The organism is Mesorhizobium sp. M2A.F.Ca.ET.039.01.1.1 (assembly GCF_003998035.1).
In the GTDB taxonomy this organism is placed as follows: domain Bacteria; phylum Pseudomonadota; class Alphaproteobacteria; order Rhizobiales; family Rhizobiaceae; genus Mesorhizobium.
Genome location: NZ_RZRY01000583.1, coordinates 1 through 3,953 on the forward strand (window position 1 = coordinate 1; position 3,953 = coordinate 3,953).

4 protein-coding genes and 1 pseudogene are annotated in these 3,953 nt (G+C 62.2%); 3 read left to right on the top strand and 2 right to left on the bottom strand.

The window, feature by feature from the left end; genetic code table 11:
- The coding region (locus EOA24_RS29740) for an FAD-dependent monooxygenase (protein ID WP_210213615.1) at nucleotides 1–758 on the bottom strand (758 nt) is incomplete at its 3' end.
- Nucleotides 759–1,190: 432 nt separating this feature from the next.
- Between EOA24_RS29740 and EOA24_RS29750 the strand changes: the two genes are divergently transcribed.
- A complete protein-coding gene (locus tag EOA24_RS29750) occupies nucleotides 1,191–2,000 on the top strand; it encodes a helix-turn-helix transcriptional regulator (protein WP_245466991.1) in 810 nt (269 codons plus the stop codon).
- A gap of 75 nt (nucleotides 2,001–2,075) precedes the next feature.
- Here EOA24_RS29750 and EOA24_RS29755 read toward each other — a convergent pair whose 3' ends face one another.
- Complete coding sequence (locus EOA24_RS29755) at nucleotides 2,076–2,846, bottom strand: IclR family transcriptional regulator C-terminal domain-containing protein (protein ID WP_126081878.1); 771 nt, start codon at nucleotides 2,844–2,846, stop codon at nucleotides 2,076–2,078.
- A gap of 105 nt (nucleotides 2,847–2,951) precedes the next feature.
- Between EOA24_RS29755 and EOA24_RS29760 the strand changes: the two genes are divergently transcribed.
- Both EOA24_RS29760 and EOA24_RS43400 read left to right on the top strand, forming a co-directional pair.
- On the top strand, nucleotides 2,952–3,809 hold the full coding sequence (locus EOA24_RS29760; RefSeq protein WP_126081877.1) for a CoA transferase subunit A: 858 nt from the start codon (nucleotides 2,952–2,954) through the stop codon (nucleotides 3,807–3,809).
- A pseudogene (locus EOA24_RS43400) lies at nucleotides 3,806–3,953 on the top strand (CoA-transferase subunit beta); the annotation flags it as partial. The gene EOA24_RS29760 and the pseudogene EOA24_RS43400, both read left to right, overlap by 4 nt.

Consider the following 3,953-nt stretch of genomic DNA (forward strand, 5'->3'; position numbering starts at 1 on the left):
CGCATAGGTACGAAGTCCTTGTCATGGACCACGGCATTTTCGATCGTGTTGTCGCAGAGACGCAGCCGGATTTCATCCCAGATCCGCGTATCCGGCCAGTCTGCCGGACCATCGCTAAGCGCGCATTGCAGGTAATACCGGCTCCGGTGGGGGCCGCGAGGAAGCTGCGCGACAAAGCCGTGGTCGCTGACGCCCATGATCGGATGGCCGGTAACAGGCGCCTCAACGAGCGCCGCCAACCACGCATAACCGAAGTCATGGCTGTACTTCGTCAAGACACCATCTGGGATCGATGCCCGGCTGACACCGTGCTCGGCGTCGCACCCAATGATGTAATCGCAGACGAACTCGTGAGCGCCCGCGGCATCTGAATAGCTGACCCGTGGACGCCGGTCCTCGTCATTTTGGATCGACACGTCGGTGACGCTGAAGCGGATGTCACCCGCCATGACATCGATCAGTTCGCGCAACAGGTTATTGACGAGCATTTGCTGGGTGCAGAATCGACCCGGGCTGCCGTCGTCTTCGATGGTCTCGAAAATGCGACCAACGCCGTTGACGCGATAATCAATGGTCTGGGCAAGCGGGCCGGCGAGGAGCTTGTCCGCTAATCCCCATTGCTCGAACATGCGCACGGCGCGTGCATCAACGACGCCGGCACGCTGCCGGACTTCGACGCGGGCCCGATCGATCCGCTCCAGGACAACGCAGGCCACGCCGGAGGTCCGCAGGAAGGACGCCAACGTCAGACCGGACACACCGGCTCCAACAATGATAACTGTGGTCTCTTCGGAAGTTGAAGTCATGTTTATCTTTCAGCTAAGCTTTATTTGTTTAGTCTAGGCAGGATCAAAAGCAGCCGTTTGCGACTGCGATGCTTTCTATCCGCTCGACGTCGTCGGCGAACGGAACCGAGAGGTAGCCATTGGCTGGTTCGCGAACGTAAGCTTCGTAATCCGGGCAGTAAGTCGTGTTGTCCGCGACGATGAGCGAGCCTGGGACGAGCCTGCTTTCAAGCAGGCTAGAGGTGTGTCGATGAGCCCACGGGCTCACGGCATTTCGTTCATCTCAGCGTCCCCTTCAGCATCCATCGCCACCGCGTCGGACATTATCTGAGGGTAAGGTTGACGGAAACGCGAAACTTGGCCAATATGTATTGATATTGTGCCAATTTCCTGGAGCGCGACCCTTTGCCGATCCTGCGTCAATGGAATGACTTGGCTGAGCTCATGCCCACGGTCGAAGAGGCGCGCCGAGACGTCGTCACGGTCGGCGTCGAGATGGTCACCGAGGGCTTAGAGCTGGACCATCACTCCCACCGGAAGTCGGAGCTGCTCTTGGGACTCTCTGGCGTCTTTCGTTGTGAAGTCGAGGGCGGCATCTGGATCGTGCCCCCGCAGTGCGCGCTTTGGGTTCCGGGCGGGATGGTGCATCGGATCGCAGCCTCCGGGAACATCGACAGCTATGCGGCCTTCGTCCAGCCGGCGGCAGGCGCGAAGCTGCCCACGACGTGCTGCACGATTACCGTCAGTCCGCTGTTGCGCGAGCTAATTGTCCGAAGCGCGCAGTTCCCAGCAGATCATGAGGCGGACGGAGTAGAATCGGGAGTTGCGGCCTTGCTGCTGCATGAGGTTTCGACAGCGCCGCTCGGCAACCTTCACCTGCCAATGCCAACCGATCCTCGGCTTCGTTCGATCTTCCAGGACATGATAACGGATCCAGCTGACCGCGGAACTCTCGAATCGTGGGCAAAACGTTCTGGACTCAGTGTTCGCTCGCTCGAGCGCGTAATCGCCGCCGAGACCGGCATGAGCTTCGGTCGTTGGCGACAGCAGTTGAGCATTATCCTCTCGGTGCAGTGGTTGGCGAGCGGCGCGTCGGTGAAACAGGTTGCTGGCGACCTTGGGTACGAGAACGTCAGCAGCTTTGTCACAATGTTTCGAAAGGCGCTCGGCGTCTCGCCAGCCCGTTATATGGCGGAACGCTCAAGCAGACATTGAGCACTCACCGATCGTCGGAGAACCATCGTCGCGGATGAGCGGGCAGCGCTCACTTCGGGCGGTTGCCGTTGCTGCTCAAACGAAGAAGAACTCCTCCACCCGCTGCTTGGCCGTCCGCAACACCGGCAAGATGTCGCGCTCCATCGCCTCGACCGAGAAACGCGCCGACTGCGTCGAGACATTGATGGCGGCCACGGTGCGGCCGGCGCGGTCGACGATCGGAACAGCGATCGAGCGCAGGCCGAGCTCCAGCTCCTCGTCGACGATGGCGAAGCCATCGACCCTCGCTCTGTCAATGGCCTTGCCGAGCGCGGCGCGGCCGGTGATCGTCTTCGGCGTGCGCCGTTCGATGGTCGCGTCAGCGAGGAAGGCCTTCAACTCATCCGCCGGCAGGCCGGAAAGCAGCACGCGCCCCATCGACGTACAATAGGCCGGCAACCTCGTGCCGACATCGAGCGCGACGCTCAGGATTCGCCGTCCGGGGATGCGCGCGACATAGACGACGTCCTCGCCCGACAGCACTGCCGCGTTGCAGGCCTCGCCGAATTTCCCCGCTACCTCGCGCATGACCGGCGCCGCGAAGGTCCAGAGCGATGCGCCGCCGAGCCAGGTCCGCGCGACGGTCAAGAGACGCGGCGACAGCGAGAACAGCCGGCCGGACTGGGTCGCATAGCCCGTCGCGACCAATGTCAGCAGGAAGCGGCGGGCCCCCGCGCGGGTGAGATCCGCCTCCTCGGCCATCTCCGTCAGCGTCATGCCGGCCGGATGGCGCGCGAGGATTTCCATCACCGCCAAGCCGCGTTCCAGCGAGCCGACATGGTCGCGTGAAATGGATTCCTCTTCCACGAACCTCTCCAGGCCAGCGTTGACTCCAGGCAAACTTTGGAGCTAAAAGTATCTCATATAAAACATATGTTCGCAATGCGAACTTTTCAATCACGGAGCCTGGAGATGGTCAAGTTCCTGCCGCTGAAAGAGGCGGTCGCGGATAACCTGCACGACGGCGACACCGTCGCCTTCGAGGGCTTCACCCATCTGATCCCCACCGCCGCCGCGCATGAAGCGATCCGCCAGGGCTTTCGCGACCTGACGCTGATCCGCATGACGCCCGACCTGATCTATGACCAGATGATCGGCATGGGCATGGCGAGGAAGATCGTCTTTTCCTATGTCGGCAATCCCGGCGTCGGCCTGTTGCGACGCGCCCGCGATGCCATCGAGAACGGCTTTCCGCGCGCCATCGAAGTCGAGGAGCACAGCCATGCCGGCATGGCCAACGCCTATGAGGCGGGCGCCGCCGGCCTGCCCTGCGCGGTGTTCCGCGGCTATCGCGGCGCCGGCCTCGCTTCGGTCAACCCCAACATTAGATCGGTCACCTGCCCCTTCACCGGGGAGGCGCTGGCCGCCGTCCCGGCGATAAGGCCGGACGTCACCTTCATCCATGCGCAAAAGGCGGACCGCAAGGGCAATGTGCTGGTCGAAGGTATCATCGGCATCCAGAAGGAGGCGGTCCTAGCGGCCAAGCGCGCGGTCGTGACGGTCGAGGAAATGGTCGACAATTTCGATGACCTGCATCCCAACCTCACCGTGCTGCCAAGCTGGACGATCGCGGCGATTTCCGTTGTGCCGGGCGGCTCGCATCCCTCCTACACGCATGGCTATTACGAGCGCGACAACGCCGCCTATCTCGAATGGGACGAGATCGCCGCCGACCGCGACCGCTTCCAGGCGTGGATGCAGAAGAACGTTATCGAGAGCAGCGCCGACGACTTTGCCGGCCGCGTCGAGCATCTGAGGAAAGCCGCATGAGCGACGCTGACAATCTGGGTTTCACCCCCAACGAGATGATGACGATCGCCGCCAGCCGCGCCTTGAAAAGTGACGATGTCTGCTTCGTAGGCATTGGCGCGCCGTCGGCCGCCTGCAACGTCGCGCGGCTGACCCATGCGCCCG